Raw genomic sequence first — 16,442 nt, forward strand, 5'->3', positions numbered from 1 at the left:
GGAGGTGGCGTCCATGGCCTTTGAGAACCTCTTTCAGTCGGCAGACTGGAAGCAAGAAAAACACGTCCCGGTCCTCGAGGGACCGGATGTGGTGAAGAGAGGAGAAGTTGCGGTCTTCCAGGTGACTGTGGGTAAGGAGATTCCCCACCCCAACACTACCGAGCATCACATCCGGTGGATTGAACTCTACTTTGCCCCGGAGGGAGAGAAGTTCCCGTACCAGCTGGGGAGGGTAGAATTCACTGCTCACGGGGAAAGCGTTGCAGGGGCCAACCAGGGTCCTGCGTACACTGAGCCCCGGGCACTCTTTGCTGTGAAACTCGACCGTCCGGGGACGCTCTATGCCACGTCGTACTGCAACATTCATGGCCTCTGGAGAAGCGAAAAAGCAGTAACTGTTGAGTGAGACAAAGCCCCGGAGCAATCCGGGGCTTTGGAATTCCCATGACCCCCGGGAAGAGCAATCCCCACCGCACCGTGTCGTTGCTTTCCCTCAGTGTTGCCCTGAACACCGGGATCTTCATGGCCGAGGTTGTGGGAGGACTCCTCTCGGGAAGTCTGGCCCTCCTTTCGGATGCTCTGCACAATCTCACGGATACCTTTTCCCTTCTCACCGCCTTCTTTGCTCTACGTCTTGCCCTGCGGACTCGAACGCCCAGGAAGACGTACGGTTACCGGAGGGCAGAGGTTCTCGCAGCGTTTGTGAATACACTACTCCTTTTTGGGGTAGCAGCGTATCTTGTGTGGGAGGCTGCGGAGCGTTTCTTCTATCCTTCACCTCTTTGGCTCCAGCTGGCCCTCCCGGTTGCCGTTGTGGGACTTCTGGGCAACTTTGGTTCTGCTGCTCTCCTTTTTTCTGCTTCCCGAGAGAGCCTCAGCATCCGGAGTGCCTTTGTGCACCTTGTGGCCGATACTCTTTCCTCCTGCGCGGTGGTTTTAGGGATTGGGATGGCTGGGTATCTGGGGTGGATGTGGCTTGACCCCCTTGTGGGCCTGGGGGTGGTGGTCTTTGTTCTGTGGGAGGCCTTTCCGCTTTTTGGGAAGACCATCCACATCCTCATGCAGGGGACTCCACCGCATGTTCAGCCGGAGATCCTCAAAAGACGCCTTGAAACCGTTGCGGGGGTGGAGAATATCCATCACCTCCACCTCTGGTCGTTGAACGAAAGAGAACACTATGCGGAATTCCACGTGGTGACGACCTGCACAACCTTGCAAGAGGTGGATGTGCTTCGGCAGGAAATCGCTGCAATCCTCCGGAAGGAATTCGACATCCACCACAGCACTATTCAGTTTGAGTGCCAACTGTGCGACAACGGAGATCTCATTGTTCAGGAGTGAGGTGCTCGGTTTCCTGCAGAATCTTCTGTACCTCCTCTTCGGTCGTTCGAAGTTTCTGTCGCAGGAACTGACAAAGGAACGAGGCTCGCCTCACCTTCTCCACAAGAAGATCAATATCGACCATGCCGTCTTCGAGTTCCTGGACGATGGCCTGGAGTTCTGCCAGAGCCTCCCGGTAGGTGAGGTTCTCAAAAGAACTCACGGGTTGTCACCTCGCTTTGTATCCATCCATCGCAGAACCTCGTTTCTAAAACGTCTCCAGGGGTGCACTCTTTTGCGCTCTTCACGATTTTCCCCTGTCTTAAAGTCAGGGTGTATCCTCGTCGGAGGGTACTGTAAGGGTCAAGAAGCGCCACGGCCCGGGTGATGTGTTCTAAAGAGGCGGTGTGGGCAGAAAATGTCGCCTTCAGGGCACCACCCAGCTTCTGCCAGATTCCCGAAAACGCGTTGCCGTTTTTCTCTAAGGTACGACGTGCGCACTCTTTGAGCCTCCATCGAAGCTGCATGGTCGTTTCCTGTACATCTTTAAGAGCATTCCGGCTACGTTGCTCAAGGTGCGCAGAGAGCATAGTGAGTGTGATTTTCTGATCCTGTAAGAGGTGCTCGACAGCGCCCTTGAGCGTAAGGTATGATCCAAAGACAAGTTCGTCGAATGCTCGCATACGCTCGATGAGGAAATCCGCAACAGCTGTTGGGGTTTTCAGAGAATGGTACGCCACGGCGTCGAGTACAGTCTCGTCTCTCTGGTGCCCGATACCCACAAGAACAGGAAGGGGGAAAGTAGCAACGGCCTTCCCCAGGGTGTAGCTATCGAACCAGTGAAGGTCTGACTGGGCTCCACCGCCCCGGAGAATGACGAGTACGTCAAAGTCCTTCGCTCGTCTTTGAACTTCCTCAAGGGCCGAAAGGAAGGTGAGTTCGGTTTCTTCTCCCTGAACGAAAACGGGGAAGAGCTCAACCTGGAACCGGAAGCCGTAGGGGTTTTCCTGAAGGTGGGCAAGGAAGTCCCCGAAGCCTGCGGCATGGGGGGAGGAAAGAACAGCCAGACGCTGGGGGACGGGAGGAAAGGGGAGGGAACGGTTCCTCTCCAGATACCCTTCCCGGGCAAGGCGAGAGAGTACCTCCTTTTTGTGGCGCATCATCGCTCCTAAGGAGTACTGGGGGTCAATGTCCCGGATGTCCAGTGAGAGACCGTACACTGGGTGGAAACGAATCCTGACAAGAGCGAGAATTTCCATGCCCTTTGCCAGGGTTCTGCCAGTGACGGCGGAGAACGAGGAGAGCACCGAAGAGAAAGAGGCCCAGATGGTTCCCCGCACCCGAGCCCGGAGTTCCTGATTTTGCTTTTCCACAAGCTCCAGGTAACAGTGGCCAGACTGGTCAAATCGAAGGTCGGCGATTTCTGCCACAACCCAGAGAGGGGCGGCAAAACACACCTCCAGGGTTTCGCCAATTGTCTCCAGGAGCTCTGAGAGTGAGAAGACTACACCCCGTTCCATGCATACCCCCCCTTCCATTGTACCAGAAGGAGAAGGACGTTCCTCTTCTCGATAGAGGAATCCTCCGGTATACTAAAGGGAAAAAATCACCAAAGGAGGTTGTATGGGTATGGGCAAGGGTGACCACCGGACGCGACGGGGGAAAATTTTCATGGGGACCTACGGGAAGGCGCGGCCCCGGAAGAAGAAAAAGAGAGAGAAGGAGGCCGCCTGAAAAGCGGTATAATATATCCCGAGAGGAAGGGGAGTGGAAGATGCGACTTCGAGGGGTTGCGGTGGGGGATCTTCTCGCGACTCTGGTTCTGGGATTTTTCGGGTGTGGTCCTTCCGGTGGACCGGCAACTTCTCCTTCTCCGTCGTTAGAACCGGGACAGACCCAGGCGCCGGAAATTCTCGAGGCGGAGATCGTGGGGGTACGGGTGCCCTCAAGCGGTGGTGCTGTGCAACCCAACCAGGACGTCGTTTTTACTGGTCGTGGACCAGCCAATGTCCAGATTCGGGTGTACCAGGAAGGAAGTCTTCTGGACACCACTTCAACCAGCGCTACAGGAGAGTTCACCTTTACCTGGAATTCGGGATCCACGGAAGGGACGTTCCTCCTTGAGTTTGCTGCCAAGGACCCGGAACTGGCGGAAAGCCTCAGAGTTCCTTCAGCCTGGTGGTCGACGGCACCCCACCTGAGCTGTCTGGCATCACCGCCCGGGCCAGTGCTCCTTCTGATGGTATCCCACCCAGGATTACTGTGGTCTTCAGCGAACCCATTGTGGTGAACGACATGGCCCTTTCACCCTTCCTCTGGGGGGTTCTGGACGGTTGGACGGTAAGTGTCACCGGGTCGTCGGTGTTCGTTCCCACGAGTATTCAACTTGCTGCTGACAGAAAGACCGTGACCATCACCGGGAATGCCGTTTCTCAGCTCGTTGCCGGGAATAGCGTTATCACGGACTTTGCCCCCGCAGGTCCGCTGTGGTGACCGATGAGGTGGGGAGTGCCTGCGTGAGCCCAACAGTAGTTTCGGGTACAGTTGCGCCGTGACTTTCTGGGGAGGTGTTTACCTCCCCTCAGCGTTGCTGTCCCCACTCTCCGCGCACGCAACGGCAGAAACCGTGGAAGTTGGCGCACACCCCGCCCATAAGGGAAAAGAGACCCCAGAAAAGCGGGCGGGCAAGAATATGGGAGAGGGTGGGGCGAGAAAAGGGGAGGAGGTACACCCCCCAGGTGATGAGCAAGCACCCCAGAACAATGCAGGCATGGCCAAAAAGAAGGAGAGCTAATCGGTTTTTTGTCGCGCTCACAGGGCTTTTCTCTCCTTTTTGCCGGTATTGTAGAGGAAAGGAAGGAGGAAGGAAAGACCGGTGAGGGGGAATTTCCGGTGGGGTCAGGAAGTGCTCGCAGGAGTTGCCCTCTTTTTGGGGATTTTCCCTCTTCTCTTTGCAGTTTCGGGGCTTCTTGAAGGTGCGGGAGTACCTTCCCCTCTTTTTGCGGTGATCCTTGTGTCTGCTTGTGGGACACTCTGTTTCAGCCTCGTCATGGATCTCCCTTTTGTGGTGATTCCAAGACTCAATCTTGTGGCGTTCTATCTTGTCCTGTGTGGGGAACTGCGGCTCCCCTGGAGGGTGGCCCTGGGGACATTTTTTCTTGGAAGCCTTGTGGCGTTTCTTGCTGCTTCCATTCCAGAATGGAACCGCTTCTTCCACAGGCTCTCCCCCAACTTTCGCTTTGCTCTTTCAGGAAGCCTTGGTCTTCTGCTCCTTTTCCGGGGGCTTCTGGAATCAAGGATTCTCGCTCCCCAGGAATCCGGGTGGTTCGGGTTTGGGGACCTCACCCATCCCCGGGCCCTGGCGGTGTTCCTCGGCCTTTTCGTGGTCTCGGTGGGATACGGTATCCGCCTGAAGGGGGCTACATGCTTTGGAGTGCTTGCCACGCTGGGTTTTTCCCTGTGGAGGGGTTTGTGGTCCTTCGGGATGAGGGGAAATCCTCCTGCACTTTCTCCTTCCCTGCTGTTTGCCCTGGATGTTCCCAGAGCACTGCAGTATGGGACTGTTGGCCTTGCCGGTGTGGTTTCCGTGCTTGTCTTCTTTGAGGTCTTTGGGTCTTTGGGTGGGTACCTCATGCGTTTGAGTACCCTTGGAGTGCAGGGGAATGTTACCAGGTTCTCCCGGGGGCTTCTTCTGGGTACCCTGATGGCCGTTTTTGGACTTCTCTTTGGGGTCCCCGGGCTTTCTCCGGCACCGGAAAGCGTCATCGGGATGGCAGAACGGGGGCGACGAGGGCTTGCCGGGATAGTGTGCGGGGCCTTGCTGCTTCTGAGCCTTTTCGCGGTGCCGTATTGTTCCGGTCTTCCCTCTTTCTTTGCTGTTCCGGCCCTTTTTCTTGGAGGGATTTTCGCTTTGGAACCCTTAAGTCGCGTGGATTTTGTGGATGCGTCTGAGGGTATTCCTGCTGCTTTGCTCCTTGCGATGACCCTGGGGACTTTGTCTTTCACAGGGGGGATGGCTTTTGGGATGCCGGGTCTTGCCCTCCTTGGGCTTCTCTTGAAAAGGGGTCGGGGAATGCACCCGGTAATGTACCTCCTCTCGGCGGTGCTGCTCTGGTGGCTTCTTGCCCGGTGAGGGCTTGGAAGAAATTCGCAGGAGTATATTGCAAAGGGGGTGGGAAATGACTATACTTCATGCGGACCTCGCAGAGAGGTACTTCCTGGGAATCGGGTGACTGTGCGTACATGGGAAAGAGATTGCGGGTTCTCGAAGAGTGGGTGCTTCCACTGAGCAAAGAGCGGATTGAAGAGCTGACCAGCCAGTTTGGTACTCCCCTTCTCATTCTTTTGAGGGAACGCGTCGTCAGGAATTACCGGGCGTTTCAGCGTTTCCTTCCCGGGGTGGAGGTTTTCTACGCAGTGAAGGCCAATCCTCATCCTTCAGTGGTTGGCCTTCTGGCTTCTTTGGGTGCTTCTTTTGATGTGGCTTCGCAGCAGGAAATTGCTCTGGTAACGAGCTTTGGCGTCGCTCCGGAACGAATGATTTTCGCTAACACCATTAAGCGCCGGGAGGGCATTCTCTACGCCCGAAGGGTTGGAGTTTCCCTTATGACATACGATAACGAGGAGGAACTGAAAAAGATTCAGCGGTACTACCCTGAGGCGAAACTCGTTCTTCGCCTGAAAACCCCTTCCAATGGGAGCCGCATCGACCTCTCGTACAAGTTCGGTGCCGAGCCGGAGGAAGCTCTGGAGCTCCTTTTGAGAGCTCAGGACATGGGGCTTGTCCCTGTGGGCCTGAGCTTCCACGTGGGGTCGCCCTGCCACAATCCCAAAACGTATGCCACGGCACTCCATATCGTGGAGGATGTCCTTTTGAAGGCCCGGGCACGGGGCCTTTTCCTCACCCTTATCGATATTGGTGGAGGATTCCCTCTCCACACCTATTCGAACGAGGGAGGACCGGCGAGTCTTGAAATTGTGAGCGAAGTTGTGTATCCGCTTCTTGAGCCTTTCCTTTCCCGGGGTTTTCGGGTTATTGCAGAACCGGGACGGAGCATTGTAGGGAATGCGGGAATACTCGTCACCCGGGTGATTGGAAAGGCGGTACGTTCGGGAAAAATCTGGTACTACCTGGATGACGGGCTGTACGGAACCTTCTCGGCCATTCCCTTCGATAAGGCTCGCTTTTCCTTCTACGCTCTGAGAGAGAGTGACCAGGAAGTCCTCTGCACCCTTGCCGGACCGACCTGTGACTCGCTGGATGTTGTGGCCGAGGACGTCGTGCTTCCTCCTCTTGAGGTTGACGACCTTGTGGTGGTCCCGGATATCGGGGCGTACTCCTGGGCTTCGGCGACAACGTTCAACGGTTTCGACAAGCCCCAGGTGGTCATGGTGTAGTGTGCTATAATGGGAAGGGGAGGGCAAAGGCATGCTCTACATCGAGCAACTCAAGGTAGCTGTTGGTGATGCTCTGATCCTTGATGGCGTGAACCTTGAGATCCAGGAAGGGGAAGTCCATGTCCTCCTTGGTCCTAATGGAGCTGGGAAGACGACGCTCCTTATGGCCATCATGGGGATGCCAGGATACAGAATTGTCGGAGGACAAATCTTCTTCCAGGGGAAGGACATCACAAACCTCGATGTGGAAGAGCGGGCCAGAATGGGTATCGGCATGGCCTTTCAGAAAATGCCAACCATAAGCGGCATTACGTTGCGGACACTTGGTCGCCTGGTGCTTGAGAAGCGGGGACTAACTGATGCTCTTGAGGAGACAGCGTCACGGGTGAATTGCCTCCACCTCCTCGACCGGGAAGTAGGCAAGGGCTTTTCTGGTGGAGAGATGAAAAGGGCTGAGCTTTTCCAGCTCCTTCTGCAGCGCCCTCTCTTCTCCATGGTGGACGAGCCGGAATCGGGGGTTGACCTGGACAGCATTGCTCTTGTGGGTCGGGCTCTCCGAGAGCTTTTCGAGCGGGATCATGTGCGGACGAAAAAACGGTCTGGTCTCATCATCACCCACACGGGGTATATTCTTGAGTACCTCAACGCCGATCGGGGACACGTGCTCATGAATGGCCGGATTGTTTGCAGCGGCAATCCCCGAGACCTTTTCGCTGACATCAGGGAACGAGGGTACCAGGAATGCGCGAGGTGTGAGCGATGAAGGTTCAGGAAGAATACCTGCGGGACCTCAAAGAGCGTGCAGAGAAGGCGCTTATGAAAAGAGCCCCTCTGGGACCGGATATCGACCTCTCCCAGTTCTACCTCTGTTCTCCCCGGGAACGGGTTGAGGATGTTCGGGAGATTGAGGACCAGCTGAAAGAAGCAGCGCTCTACGCAGGAGTGGAGCTTGAGGGAGAGAAGGCTGCCACGTACCTCCAGGTGGACCGCTCAGCAGTGTACGAGCGGGTGCAGCGGGCGTTTCAGGGAAAGCTTGAGATTATGAGTTCTCAGGAAGCCCTGAAGAGGTACCCGGAACTTTTGGAATACTGGTGGGGTCTTGTTCCCGTCGATGCCGATAAATATACGGCCTTTGCTGAGCTCTGCCCGACAGAGGGGTATTTCATCAGGGTATTTGCCCACACGAAGGTGGAAATCCCCCTTCAGGCTTGCCTTTTGATGTCAGAAAGGGCACGGATACAGAGTGTCCACAACATCGTCATTCTTGAGGAGGGAGCCGAAGCGAATCTCATTACCGGGTGTGCTTCGGTACGGGGAAATGAGAGCGGGGTGCATGTCGGGGTTAGTGAGTTCTACCTTGGAGATAACGCTCGCCTCACCTTCACCATGGTGCACAACTGGGGAGAGGCCTTCCACGTCCGTCCCCGAACTGCGGCAAGACTGGGGAAGAACGCCTTTTTCAGCAGTACTTACGTACTTTTGAAGCCTCTGGCTTCCATTCAGGCTTTCCCTCAGGTTTTCCTTGAGGGCGAGGGAGCGCAGGCGACATTCCAGAACATCGTCTTTGCCAAGGGAAACTCCTATATTGATCTTGGGTCCACCCTCGTTCTGAAGAATAAGGGTTGTCGGGGAAGCTCTATTTCTCGGGTGTGCGCAACAGACGAAGCGCAGGTGTTCGCCCGTGGCCGGCTCATTGCCTACCACGATGAGGTTCAGGCTCACCTGGAGTGCAAGGGTATGCTCTTTTCTCCTCGAGCCCAGATTGTCTCTGTGCCGGAGCTTGAGGTACATGGAGCTCCCAGAGCCCGACTGTCCCATGAAGCAGCGGTGGGTCCTTTTGAAGAGGAAGCGGTAAATTACCTCAGGGCGAGGGGACTGAAGCGGGAGGAAGCCCTGTCACTACTCACCCAGGGGTTTCTGAGCCTTGATCTTCCCGGTCTTCCCGAAGCGCTCAGGCGGTACATTGAGGAAATCATCCGGGTGACATCCCGGGATGTGTTATAGGGGTGCAGGTGTTTGGCGGTTCAGGCGTACATCCTCATCCAGGTCCAGGCTGGAAAGGCTCAGGGAATCAAAAAGGAGCTGAGTCAGCTTCCGTATTTCCTCCGGGTTGACCGTATCATGGGGCCTTTTGACCTTATTGCCCTTGTGGAAGTGGAGAGCAATCGGGAAATTGGGGAGGTTGTGCTCAAGGAAATTCAATCCATGAACGGGGTCAAAAGAACCCTGACGTGCCCGGTTATTCCCTGAAGGCCATGAAACCGAAAGGTCCTATTTCTCCTCGAGAAGAGGAAATTCTGTCCTTTATCACCCGTTACTGCCAGGAGCGGGGCTATCCTCCTACGGTTCGGGAAATTGGAAAGGCAGTGGGGTTGCAGTCATCGTGCAGTGTCCATTACCATCTTCGGAAGCTCGAAGCCAAGGGTTTCATTCGTCGGAAACCGGCAAAGCCCCGGGCCATTGAGCTGGTCTCCTCGAGTGAAGAGAGTCTTCCTTCAGAGGAAGTTGTCTTCGTACCCCTTCTCCGTGGGGTAACCCAGGGCCGGGAAGGTGTGTGTCTTGAGTACACCCGCGCCTTTTTTCCTTTCCCCAAACGCTTCATCAATGAGGGAGAATACTTTGTCTTTCGGGTGCAGAATGGCGCGTTCAGCCGCTGGCACATCCTCGAAGGGGATTACCTTCTTGTGGAGCGGGGAGAAACCTTTGAGAATGGAACGTTGCTTTTTCTTGTGAGCCAGGGGAGGGTGTTCCTGGAGCGGGGTGATCTCTGGGAAGGAGGGGGTTCGGGGAACGTCATCGGAAGAGTCGTTGGAGTGTGGCGAAAGCTCTGAAGGGAGTGGTGGATCCTGGTCGTCACCGAAGAGATACAGGTGGAAACGAAAGGTCATACTGATATCGTTCCGTTGACGGAAGAGGTGGCAAAAGTCCTTGAGCGGTCTGGTCTTCGTGCGGGGATTCTCTGTCTTTTCGTTCCCGGAACGACGGCAACTCTCACGACGACCGAGTTCGAGCCGGGGCTCGTTAAGGATATCAGGGATTTCTGGGAACGAGTTGCACCAGTTTCCCATTTCTACGAGCACAACGCCCGCTGGCAGGATGGGAATGGGTACGCCCATGTGCGAGCTCAGTCTTCTGGTCCATCTCTCGTCTTACCTTTTGTGGATGGGAAGCTCCTCCTTGGAACGTGGCAGGATATTGTCCTTGTGGATTTCGACAACCGTCCCCGCCGGCGAACCATCATCGTCCAGATTGTGGGGGAATCCTGATGCAGGAGTCCTTTGCCTTTCGCCTACCTCAGGAGATTTACTTTGGTCCAGGTGAAGGAAGGCGGGTTGGGGAACACCTTGAGCGCTTCGGAAAGCGCCCTCTTGTGGTTGTGGGGCAGCGTTTTGCCCGGGAATCGGGAATCCTCGAGGACGTCCTCGGCTCCCTGGCCCGGTACGGTCTTGAGCCAGTGGTTTTCAGCGGAGTCCCCCCCGAGCCCACCCTTGAGGTGGTCGATGAGGGGATAAGGATGGCAAGGGAAGCTCAATGCGACAGTGTTGTGGCTCTGGGAGGGGGGAGTGTCCTGGACTGCGGCAAGGCCGTTGCGGGAGTCCTGCCAAACGGGGAAAGCGTTGTCCCATACTTTGAAGGAGCACCTCTTACCCGTCCCGGACTTCCCTGGATTGCTCTACCCACTACTGCGGGAACGGGTTCAGAGATGACCAATAATGCCGTTCTGACCGATGCCACGAGAAAGCTCAAAAAGAGTCTGCGGAGTCCTTTTCTGGTTGCTCGGGTGGCCATTATCGACCCCACCTTCACCCATTCCCTCTCTCCCTATCGCACTGCGGCAAGCGGGGTTGATGCGCTGGTTCAGGCTATCGAAGCTTACACCAGCCCCCGGGCAAACGCTGTAACCGATGTGCTTGCTCTTGAAGCCATACGTCTTCTCTGGGAGTACCTGCCCCAGGCAGTCCGGGAGGGGGAGAATGCCTTTTTCCGAAAACAGGTGGCCAAGGGCAGCATGTTGAGTGCCATGGCATTTGCCAATGCCTCCTCTGGGGCTTGCCATGGTCTTGCCCACATGGTGGGGCCGGAATTTGCCATTCCCCACGGGGAGGCTTGTGGTCTGCTCCTTCCCCCCGTCATCCGCTTCAACAGGGAGGTGCTTCGAGAGCGATACCGGGATATTGCCCTTTGTGTGGGCCTTCAGGGTGGCGAGTACGAGGATTGGGGAGAGCTTCTGGCCCGGGCCTTCGAGGACTTTGTGCGGAGGGTGGGACTCCGGACGAGACTGCGAGATTTCAGTGTTCCTCGCGAAGCGCTGGGTAGGGTGGTGCGGGAGGAACGTATTGGGCGGAGCATCCTTGAGAATCCCCGCCCGATGGCTCCGGAAGACCTTCAGGCGCTCCTTGAAGAAGTATGGTGAGGAGGGAGAGTGTGGAAGTCGTTCACGAGAAAGACAGGGCTTTTCGCGAGGGTGACTGGGGAATAAAGTACCTTTTTCGGGGGCCCCGTCTGGACTGCGGTGTGGTGTACCTGAAGCCGGGAACCAGCATGGGTGCCCATTACCACCGGGAAGTTGAGGAAACTTTCTTCATTCTCGAGGGTCAGGGAATCCTCAGGGTCAATGGCCAGGATGTTCCTGTTGTGGCAGGGATGGCCCTTCGAGTGGAACCAGGGGAACGACATGACCTTCTGGCTTTGGATGTGCCTTTGCGGGGAATTTTCGTGAAGGTTCCGTATCTTCCGGAGGATAAGGTATCGTGTTAGCTCGGGAAGTTCTGCAGGAGCTCTCCGAGTGCCTGAAGTCCTGTTCCCTCTGTCCCCGGCGGTGTGGCGTTGACCGCACGAAGGGAGAGCGGGGATTCTGTGGTGGTGGGATGCTTCCCCGGGTGGCGAGTTTTCATCCCCACTTTGGGGAGGAGGAGATCCTCAGTGGGTACCGGGGTTCGGGAACCATTTTCTTTTCAGGGTGCAATATGGCCTGCGTGTACTGCCAGAACTACACGATCAGCCATTTTCGCGAAGGGGTTGAGGTTACCCCCCTTGCCCTTGCTGCCATGATGCAGTCTCTGGAACGGCAAGGGTGTCACAACATCAATCTCGTCACGCCAACACACTTTGTTCCACAGATTTTCGAGGCCGTTGACCGTGCTCGCCAGGAAGGTCTCCGCATCCCCATCGTCTATAACACCAGTGGTTACGAGGATCTCGGGGTTCTCCGGCTCCTGCGGGGTCTTGTGGATATCTATCTTCCTGATATGCGGTACGCCCGGGAGGAAAGTGCGGTACGGTATTCCCAGGCACCCCGCTACCCTGAGGTGTGCCGAGAAGCCATCCGGGAGATGTTCCTGCAGGTGGGCAACGTGGTGCTCGACGAAGAAGGTGTCGCGCGTCGGGGGCTTATCGTCCGTATTCTCATCATCCCCTCTCTTGAAGAGGAGGCCAAAGAAAACCTCCGTTTCCTTGCCACGGAGATTTCCCGAGACGTTTTTGTTACGCTTCTTCGGCAGTACCGCCCTCTCTATCGGGCGCAGGGCTTTCCGGAGATTGCCCATCTTGTGAGTGACCGGACCTATCGGGAGATTCTGGAGTACGGTAGATCCCTGGGACTCCATAACTTCATTCTCCAGTAGAAGGGAGGACGGGAACATGAGGGAAGCCATCCTGGAAGTAGCACGACTCATGGTGATTGCAGCAAAAACGGCGCCGAAGGCAGTGGGAAGAGATTTTGTGACCGTGACCATTCTTGAGGGGGAGGCGGTGCAGAAACTCGGAGAGGCCATGATCCGGTACGGGGAGGAAAACGGGATCCGGGGCTTTATCCGTGATGGAAAAAACGTCCTTGACTCCCAGGCAGTGGTGCTTGTGGGTCTAAAAGATGCTCAACCTGCGGGGCTCAACTGTGGAGCGTGTGGTTTCGAGCGGTGTGCGGACCTTGTTCCTAAGGAACGGAGGGAATTCAAGGGACCTCAGTGCGTCATGCGACTCTTGGACCTGGGAATTGCCCTTGGTTCGGCGGTGAAGATGGCCTCCCTTCTGAACGTGGACAACCGTATCATGTACCGTATTGGTGTTGTGGCAAGACGGGAGGGGTTGGTGTCCGATGACGTGGTCATGGGCATTCCCCTTTCGGCGTGGGGGAAGAACATCTATTTTGACCGGAAAGAATAAGGGGTGGGGATATGCAGTTTGGGTTACGCATCCAGGATATCATTGGCCTTGTCCTTGCCGTGCTCATTGTGGCCATCCTCATCAGTATTATCCTCATCCTCCGGGAAAACGCCCGGGAGCGAAGGCTCTGGCGGGAGGAAGAGTACGAGGAAGAGGAACCGGAGAAACTGCGCTTGCGGCGAGCGGTATCCTCCCGGAAAGGGGAAGAGCCTGAGCACGTTTTGAGGAGGCCACGTTTTGCTGCTCAGCACAAAACGCAGAAAGGAGAGGAAGTGGTGGCGGAAGGCGTTGAGTCCCTGGAGCCTCAGGAGACGGTTGAGACTGTCCCTTTGGAGGAAATCCGAAAGGAAGAACCGAAGGAAGAACCTAAACAGGTTGTGCTCGAGCGGGCACTGCGAAAACTCGAAGACTTGGGTCTGGATTTTGGCACACTGAAGCCGGTCTTCAGCGAGGATACCATTCACTTTTCACCTCTTTTGTGGGAAGTGAAAGAGGAGGTGAAATCGGGTAGAGAGCTTGGCGACATTGTAATCCACACTGTTTTTCGGAGTCTCCCCGGGTACTCTGCCGATGAAGTCGTCGAGCGATACCGCTCCGGGGATGTCTCAGTGGTCGAGAAGCTCGAGGCCCGGGTGAAGACCAGGGAAGGTCGAGATTACCTCATCGCCACGATGAGCCTTACCCACTTCCAGGTTCCGGAGCTTGACCGCCACTTCCGCCAGGGGAATCTCCGAGAGGACGAGTATGAACTCCTGAAAGCATTGAAGTTTGTGGACCGGGCGACTAAAAAGGACTTTGCCCGAATGGTCTATGCCCGAATCATGGACGAAGACTGAGACGTGAGGCACCCTGTTCTACCTCGGTTCTCCTTCCGGCATCGGAGAGGGCGAAGGTGGTGCATTCTAGTTTTTGTCCTCTTGTGTGCTCTTTTCCTGCTCTTCCTCCTCCTTGGCCTCCTTTTTCCTCTCTCTGACGTGCTTCTCCCCCTGAGTGTGCTATAATTCAAGGGAAGCCCAAGAATGGAGGGGGTGTCACCTTGAAGAACTGGCTTGCTCTTATCATTGCTCTTCTTGCTCTTGGTGTCTCGCTGGTTGTGATTGTTTCTCTCACTGGTGTTTCTCGAGACATCCGGGACATCGCCGGAAGAATGGCAGCAGTGGAAAAAGGTCTGGAGGAAACTCGTACAGTTCCCCAGAGTATGGCCGAGATGGAGCAGAGGATTGCCGATCTTGAGGGACAGCTCAAAACGGTGAAAAACCTTGAAGAGGAAATTCGCGCCCTCTCTGCTATCCTGGCTGAGAAAAGCCAGACCCTTGAGGACCTTTCCGGGGCAAGAAAGGCCATGGAATTCTCTCTGGCTCGTCTTGAGGAGAATCTGAACGCGTGGGTCACAAAAGTCACAGCCCTTGAGGAGACGGCGAAAGAACTGGAGGTTCTTCAGGAGTCTCTGAAGAATCTGGAGCAGAGTATTGCCGCTCTGAGTATCGATGAGCGCTTCTCCGCACTTCTTCAGTACTTTGAGGGGAAAGTTCGAGAGCTTAAGCAGACGGTAGCGGACCTTTCGGGGAGGCTGGAAACCTCTGCGGCGCTCTCTCAGGAGGTGGAAGAGCTCAGGAGCACCCTTGTATCCATTCAGGGTGATGTCCAGCGCCTCCAGGGAGAAATGCGTGAGTTCCTTGAGGAGAAGACCAGAGCGCTTCAGGAGGAGGCAGGAAAGGCAATAACCACCCTTGAAGAGAAAGTGCGTGCTATGGAGCAGAGTGTTGCTACCCTGAGTGTCGATGAGCGCTTCTCTGCACTTCTTCAGTACTCCGAGGGGAAAATTCAGGAAGTGTGGGATGCCCTTGCTGCGCTTCAGCAAGAGGTGACCGCCTGGAAAGAAAAGACGGTTTCCCTTGAGATTTTTGAAAAGGCGCTGCGGACCCTTGAGGAGAAACTCCAGTTTCTAGAGCAAGAGTTCACCGAGTACAAAAAAAGGATTGAGGAGAGCATGGAGAATCTTCGCGAGCTGCTTGGAGAGGTTCAGCTCGCCCAGGAGGACTACGGCAGGAGGCTTGAAGAAAGCCTCCTGACCTTCTCACAGAAAATCACCGCTTTTGAAGAAGAACTCCAGGGTCTCTCACAGTCGGTGACGTCTTTTGGGAGAGACTTCGAGAAGGTCCAGGTGACGTTCCAGGAATTCTCCCAGAGACTCAGCAATCTCCAGGAGAAACTCTCTGGCCTTGAGAGCGGTATGGATACCTGGAGAGAAACCACCCTGCAGTCTCTCCGGGAGGAAGTCGAGGCATTGGCCACTGCTTTGCCTTCGTCTCAGGACCTTGAGAAAATCCGTGCCGATGTTGTCACGCTCCTTGAAGAGCGCGAGTCTCTCAGAGCGCGTTTCCAGGAACTTGTAGCAGAGCAGGCGAATATCGTTCAGGAACTGGAGGGGAAAGGAAAAGATATTCTTGCCTTAAAAGAGAAAATCGCCACGCTCTCGGAGAAAGAAGAGGTGGCAAATCTGAGGGCTCAGCTTGCAACGCTTTTGGATGTCCAGAGTAACCTCGAGAACGCTCTCAAGAAGACCGAAGAAAACATGCGGGCTCTTGAGGCATCTTTGCGAGCGAAGGATGAGGAAGTTGCCAGGACTCTTGAGAGGCTCTTTGCTCAAGTTCAGAACCTCTCCCAGGGCCTGGAGTCTTTTGGGCGACGCCTTGAGGAGATTCATGCGCAGGGACAGGCGCTTTCCCCAGTTCGGGAGGACCTTGCCGAGATTCAGAGGACTCTTGAACTTCTCGATGGTCGTCTTGCGGAAATCGAGAAGTTCAGTAGAGAGATGCTCAGAGAGGACCTGAAAACCAGGGTCAAAGCCATAGAGGATGAAATTGCGACTCTGCAGGGGGAACTGGGGAAGATTGCCGAAGAGTCACGAGCCTCCGTTCCGGAGTTGCAAGCCATTCGAAGACTTCTCGAAAACCTTGAGAAGAACAAGGTTTCTCTTGAGCAACGCATCGAGGAACTCTATAGTCTCCTTGAAAGTGGTAAAAGGCGCGAGGAAATCGAGAAGGATGTCGAGTCGTTACTCAGGGAAAAGGACACTCTGCAGGGAGAAATCAAGCGTCTTGCCCAGGAGCGAATGGACCTTGAAGGAGAGCTTGGTCGCAAAAAGGAGGAGCTTGCCCGTATTGACCGGGAACTTGAGGTTTTGCGGGCTCAAAAGGGTTCGGCAGAACGTATCCAGGAGCTTGAGAAGGAGCGAGAAAAGGCCAAAGAGGAAATCGGCAGGCTCCAGCAAGAGCTCAAAGACAAAGAAGACCAGATTGAAGCCCTGCAGCGGAGGAATGAGGAGCTGTCTGCTCAGCTTGAGGAGGCAAAAAAGTTCACCTCTTACGTCATCCTGCCCTGGGACAGTCTCTGGAAGATTGCTCGTCGGTACTACCAGGATGGTCGGAAATGGACAATTATCTGGGAAGCCAACCGGGAGAAGATTCCCGATCCCCAGAAACTCCAGCCTTATGTCGAAATTCGCATCCCTCGTGTTCCTGAAAATTCCTGAGGAAAAGGACAAGCCGAAGGGGGAGTGC

Annotated in this window: 21 protein-coding genes; 18 read left to right on the top strand and 3 right to left on the bottom strand. The window is 55.5% G+C overall.

Features of this window, described 5'->3' with window-relative positions; translation table 11 throughout:
- Positions 1 to 13 precede the first annotated feature (13 nt).
- Together ACPT9Q_RS09780 and ACPT9Q_RS09785 are read left to right on the top strand one after the other, a co-directional pair.
- Positions 14 to 406 (top strand): class II SORL domain-containing protein, encoded by a 393-nt coding sequence (locus ACPT9Q_RS09780; protein ID WP_427365724.1) that lies wholly within the window; start codon positions 14 to 16, stop codon positions 404 to 406.
- Positions 403 to 1,341, top strand: a complete 939-nt coding sequence (locus ACPT9Q_RS09785; protein WP_427365725.1) for a cation diffusion facilitator family transporter — start codon at positions 403 to 405, stop codon at positions 1,339 to 1,341. The genes ACPT9Q_RS09780 and ACPT9Q_RS09785 overlap by 4 nt, the downstream gene beginning before the upstream one ends.
- Here ACPT9Q_RS09785 and xseB read toward each other — a convergent pair.
- Together xseB and xseA are read right to left on the bottom strand one after the other, a co-directional pair.
- Entirely contained in the window at positions 1,325 to 1,543 is a 219-nt protein-coding gene (gene xseB, locus ACPT9Q_RS09790; protein ID WP_017872320.1) for an exodeoxyribonuclease VII small subunit, read from the bottom strand. The genes ACPT9Q_RS09785 and xseB overlap by 17 nt on opposite strands.
- The gene (gene xseA / locus ACPT9Q_RS09795) at positions 1,530 to 2,840 is read right to left on the bottom strand and encodes an exodeoxyribonuclease VII large subunit (protein ID WP_427365726.1); all 1,311 of its coding nucleotides are present in this window, start codon (positions 2,838 to 2,840) and stop codon (positions 1,530 to 1,532) included. Before xseA ends, xseB begins: the two co-directional genes overlap by 14 nt.
- A 109-nt stretch (positions 2,841 to 2,949) precedes the next feature.
- On the opposite strand from xseA, the gene ACPT9Q_RS09800 reads away from it, so the two are divergent.
- Genes ACPT9Q_RS09800 through ACPT9Q_RS09810 form a run of 3 tightly spaced genes read left to right on the top strand, consistent with a single transcriptional unit; the run spans position 2,950 to position 3,813 of the window.
- Positions 2,950 to 3,054: a 30S ribosomal protein THX gene (locus tag ACPT9Q_RS09800; protein WP_427365727.1), complete on the top strand. Its 105-nt coding sequence runs from the start codon at positions 2,950 to 2,952 to the stop codon at positions 3,052 to 3,054.
- A gap of 40 nt (positions 3,055 to 3,094) precedes the next feature.
- Positions 3,095 to 3,610, top strand: coding sequence for a hypothetical protein (locus tag ACPT9Q_RS09805; RefSeq protein WP_427365728.1), 516 nt, complete (start codon positions 3,095 to 3,097; stop codon positions 3,608 to 3,610).
- On the top strand, positions 3,583 to 3,813 hold the full coding sequence (locus tag ACPT9Q_RS09810) for a hypothetical protein (protein WP_017872316.1): 231 nt from the start codon (positions 3,583 to 3,585) through the stop codon (positions 3,811 to 3,813). Before ACPT9Q_RS09805 ends, ACPT9Q_RS09810 begins: the two co-directional genes overlap by 28 nt.
- 88 nt (positions 3,814 to 3,901) lie before the next feature.
- Here ACPT9Q_RS09810 and ACPT9Q_RS09815 read toward each other — a convergent pair whose 3' ends face one another.
- Positions 3,902 to 4,135, bottom strand: coding sequence for a hypothetical protein (locus tag ACPT9Q_RS09815; protein ID WP_427365729.1), 234 nt, complete (start codon positions 4,133 to 4,135; stop codon positions 3,902 to 3,904).
- Between the two features lie 60 nt (positions 4,136 to 4,195).
- On the opposite strand from ACPT9Q_RS09815, the gene ACPT9Q_RS09820 reads away from it, so the two are divergent.
- The 13 genes from ACPT9Q_RS09820 (at position 4,196) to ACPT9Q_RS09880 (ending at position 16,414) form a co-directional block, all read left to right on the top strand.
- Entirely contained in the window at positions 4,196 to 5,452 is a 1,257-nt protein-coding gene (locus ACPT9Q_RS09820; RefSeq protein ID WP_017872314.1) for a hypothetical protein, read from the top strand.
- 110 nt (positions 5,453 to 5,562) lie between these two features.
- Positions 5,563 to 6,717 carry a type III PLP-dependent enzyme gene (locus ACPT9Q_RS09825; protein WP_427365730.1) on the top strand — a complete coding sequence of 385 codons (1,155 nt, stop codon included), beginning with the start codon at positions 5,563 to 5,565 and terminating at the stop codon, positions 6,715 to 6,717.
- A 31-nt stretch (positions 6,718 to 6,748) separates the two neighbouring features.
- Positions 6,749 to 7,480, top strand: coding sequence for an ATP-binding cassette domain-containing protein (locus tag ACPT9Q_RS09830; protein ID WP_017872312.1), 732 nt, complete (start codon positions 6,749 to 6,751; stop codon positions 7,478 to 7,480).
- Entirely contained in the window at positions 7,477 to 8,721 is a 1,245-nt protein-coding gene (locus ACPT9Q_RS09835; RefSeq protein ID WP_427365731.1) for a SufB/SufD family protein, read from the top strand. The genes ACPT9Q_RS09830 and ACPT9Q_RS09835 overlap by 4 nt, the downstream gene beginning before the upstream one ends.
- 12 nt (positions 8,722 to 8,733) lie before the next feature.
- On the top strand, positions 8,734 to 8,967 hold the full coding sequence (locus ACPT9Q_RS09840) for an Lrp/AsnC ligand binding domain-containing protein (RefSeq protein WP_017872310.1): 234 nt from the start codon (positions 8,734 to 8,736) through the stop codon (positions 8,965 to 8,967).
- A gap of 5 nt (positions 8,968 to 8,972) precedes the next feature.
- Positions 8,973 to 9,548 (top strand): LexA family protein, encoded by a 576-nt coding sequence (locus ACPT9Q_RS09845; protein ID WP_427365732.1) that lies wholly within the window; start codon positions 8,973 to 8,975, stop codon positions 9,546 to 9,548.
- Positions 9,549 to 9,587: 39 nt separating this feature from the next.
- Positions 9,588 to 9,983: a secondary thiamine-phosphate synthase enzyme YjbQ gene (locus ACPT9Q_RS09850; protein ID WP_017872308.1), complete on the top strand. Its 396-nt coding sequence runs from the start codon at positions 9,588 to 9,590 to the stop codon at positions 9,981 to 9,983.
- A complete protein-coding gene (locus ACPT9Q_RS09855; RefSeq protein WP_017872307.1) occupies positions 9,983 to 11,131 on the top strand; it encodes an iron-containing alcohol dehydrogenase in 1,149 nt (382 codons plus the stop codon). Before ACPT9Q_RS09850 ends, ACPT9Q_RS09855 begins: the two co-directional genes overlap by 1 nt.
- An 11-nt stretch (positions 11,132 to 11,142) precedes the next feature.
- Positions 11,143 to 11,475 carry a cupin domain-containing protein gene (locus ACPT9Q_RS09860; protein ID WP_427365733.1) on the top strand — a complete coding sequence of 111 codons (333 nt, stop codon included), beginning with the start codon at positions 11,143 to 11,145 and terminating at the stop codon, positions 11,473 to 11,475.
- On the top strand, positions 11,469 to 12,341 hold the full coding sequence (locus ACPT9Q_RS09865; RefSeq protein WP_017872305.1) for a radical SAM protein: 873 nt from the start codon (positions 11,469 to 11,471) through the stop codon (positions 12,339 to 12,341). Before ACPT9Q_RS09860 ends, ACPT9Q_RS09865 begins: the two co-directional genes overlap by 7 nt.
- Positions 12,342 to 12,357: 16 nt before the next feature.
- On the top strand, positions 12,358 to 12,879 hold the full coding sequence (locus tag ACPT9Q_RS09870) for a DUF2148 domain-containing protein (RefSeq protein ID WP_017872304.1): 522 nt from the start codon (positions 12,358 to 12,360) through the stop codon (positions 12,877 to 12,879).
- A gap of 11 nt (positions 12,880 to 12,890) precedes the next feature.
- On the top strand, positions 12,891 to 13,715 hold the full coding sequence (locus ACPT9Q_RS09875; RefSeq protein WP_427365734.1) for a hypothetical protein: 825 nt from the start codon (positions 12,891 to 12,893) through the stop codon (positions 13,713 to 13,715).
- A gap of 200 nt (positions 13,716 to 13,915) precedes the next feature.
- Complete coding sequence (locus ACPT9Q_RS09880) at positions 13,916 to 16,414, top strand: hypothetical protein (protein ID WP_427365735.1); 2,499 nt, start codon at positions 13,916 to 13,918, stop codon at positions 16,412 to 16,414.
- Positions 16,415 to 16,442 lie beyond the last annotated feature (28 nt).

The sequence above is a fragment of the Candidatus Caldatribacterium saccharofermentans genome (assembly GCF_050267035.1).
Classification (GTDB): Bacteria; Atribacterota; Atribacteria; order Atribacterales; family Caldatribacteriaceae; genus Caldatribacterium; species Caldatribacterium saccharofermentans.

What these genes read in the sequence shown, in the direction of transcription:
- ACPT9Q_RS09830 (WP_017872312.1), top strand. Translation starts at nt 6,749, where the DNA reads ATGCTCTACATCGAGCAACTCAAGGTAGCTGTTGGTGATGCTCTGATC.
- xseA (WP_427365726.1), bottom strand. Translation starts at nt 2,840, where the DNA reads ATGGAACGGGGTGTAGTCTTCTCACTCTCAGAGCTCCTGGAGACAATT.
- ACPT9Q_RS09835 (WP_427365731.1), top strand. Translation starts at nt 7,477, where the DNA reads ATGAAGGTTCAGGAAGAATACCTGCGGGACCTCAAAGAGCGTGCAGAG.
- ACPT9Q_RS09855 (WP_017872307.1), top strand. Translation starts at nt 9,983, where the DNA reads ATGCAGGAGTCCTTTGCCTTTCGCCTACCTCAGGAGATTTACTTTGGT.
- ACPT9Q_RS09870 (WP_017872304.1), top strand. Translation starts at nt 12,358, where the DNA reads ATGAGGGAAGCCATCCTGGAAGTAGCACGACTCATGGTGATTGCAGCA.
- ACPT9Q_RS09825 (WP_427365730.1), top strand. Translation starts at nt 5,563, where the DNA reads ATGGGAAAGAGATTGCGGGTTCTCGAAGAGTGGGTGCTTCCACTGAGC.
- ACPT9Q_RS09805 (WP_427365728.1), top strand. Translation starts at nt 3,095, where the DNA reads ATGCGACTTCGAGGGGTTGCGGTGGGGGATCTTCTCGCGACTCTGGTT.
- ACPT9Q_RS09845 (WP_427365732.1), top strand. Translation starts at nt 8,973, where the DNA reads ATGAAACCGAAAGGTCCTATTTCTCCTCGAGAAGAGGAAATTCTGTCC.
- ACPT9Q_RS09800 (WP_427365727.1), top strand. Translation starts at nt 2,950, where the DNA reads ATGGGCAAGGGTGACCACCGGACGCGACGGGGGAAAATTTTCATGGGG.
- ACPT9Q_RS09780 (WP_427365724.1), top strand. Translation starts at nt 14, where the DNA reads ATGGCCTTTGAGAACCTCTTTCAGTCGGCAGACTGGAAGCAAGAAAAA.
- ACPT9Q_RS09875 (WP_427365734.1), top strand. Translation starts at nt 12,891, where the DNA reads ATGCAGTTTGGGTTACGCATCCAGGATATCATTGGCCTTGTCCTTGCC.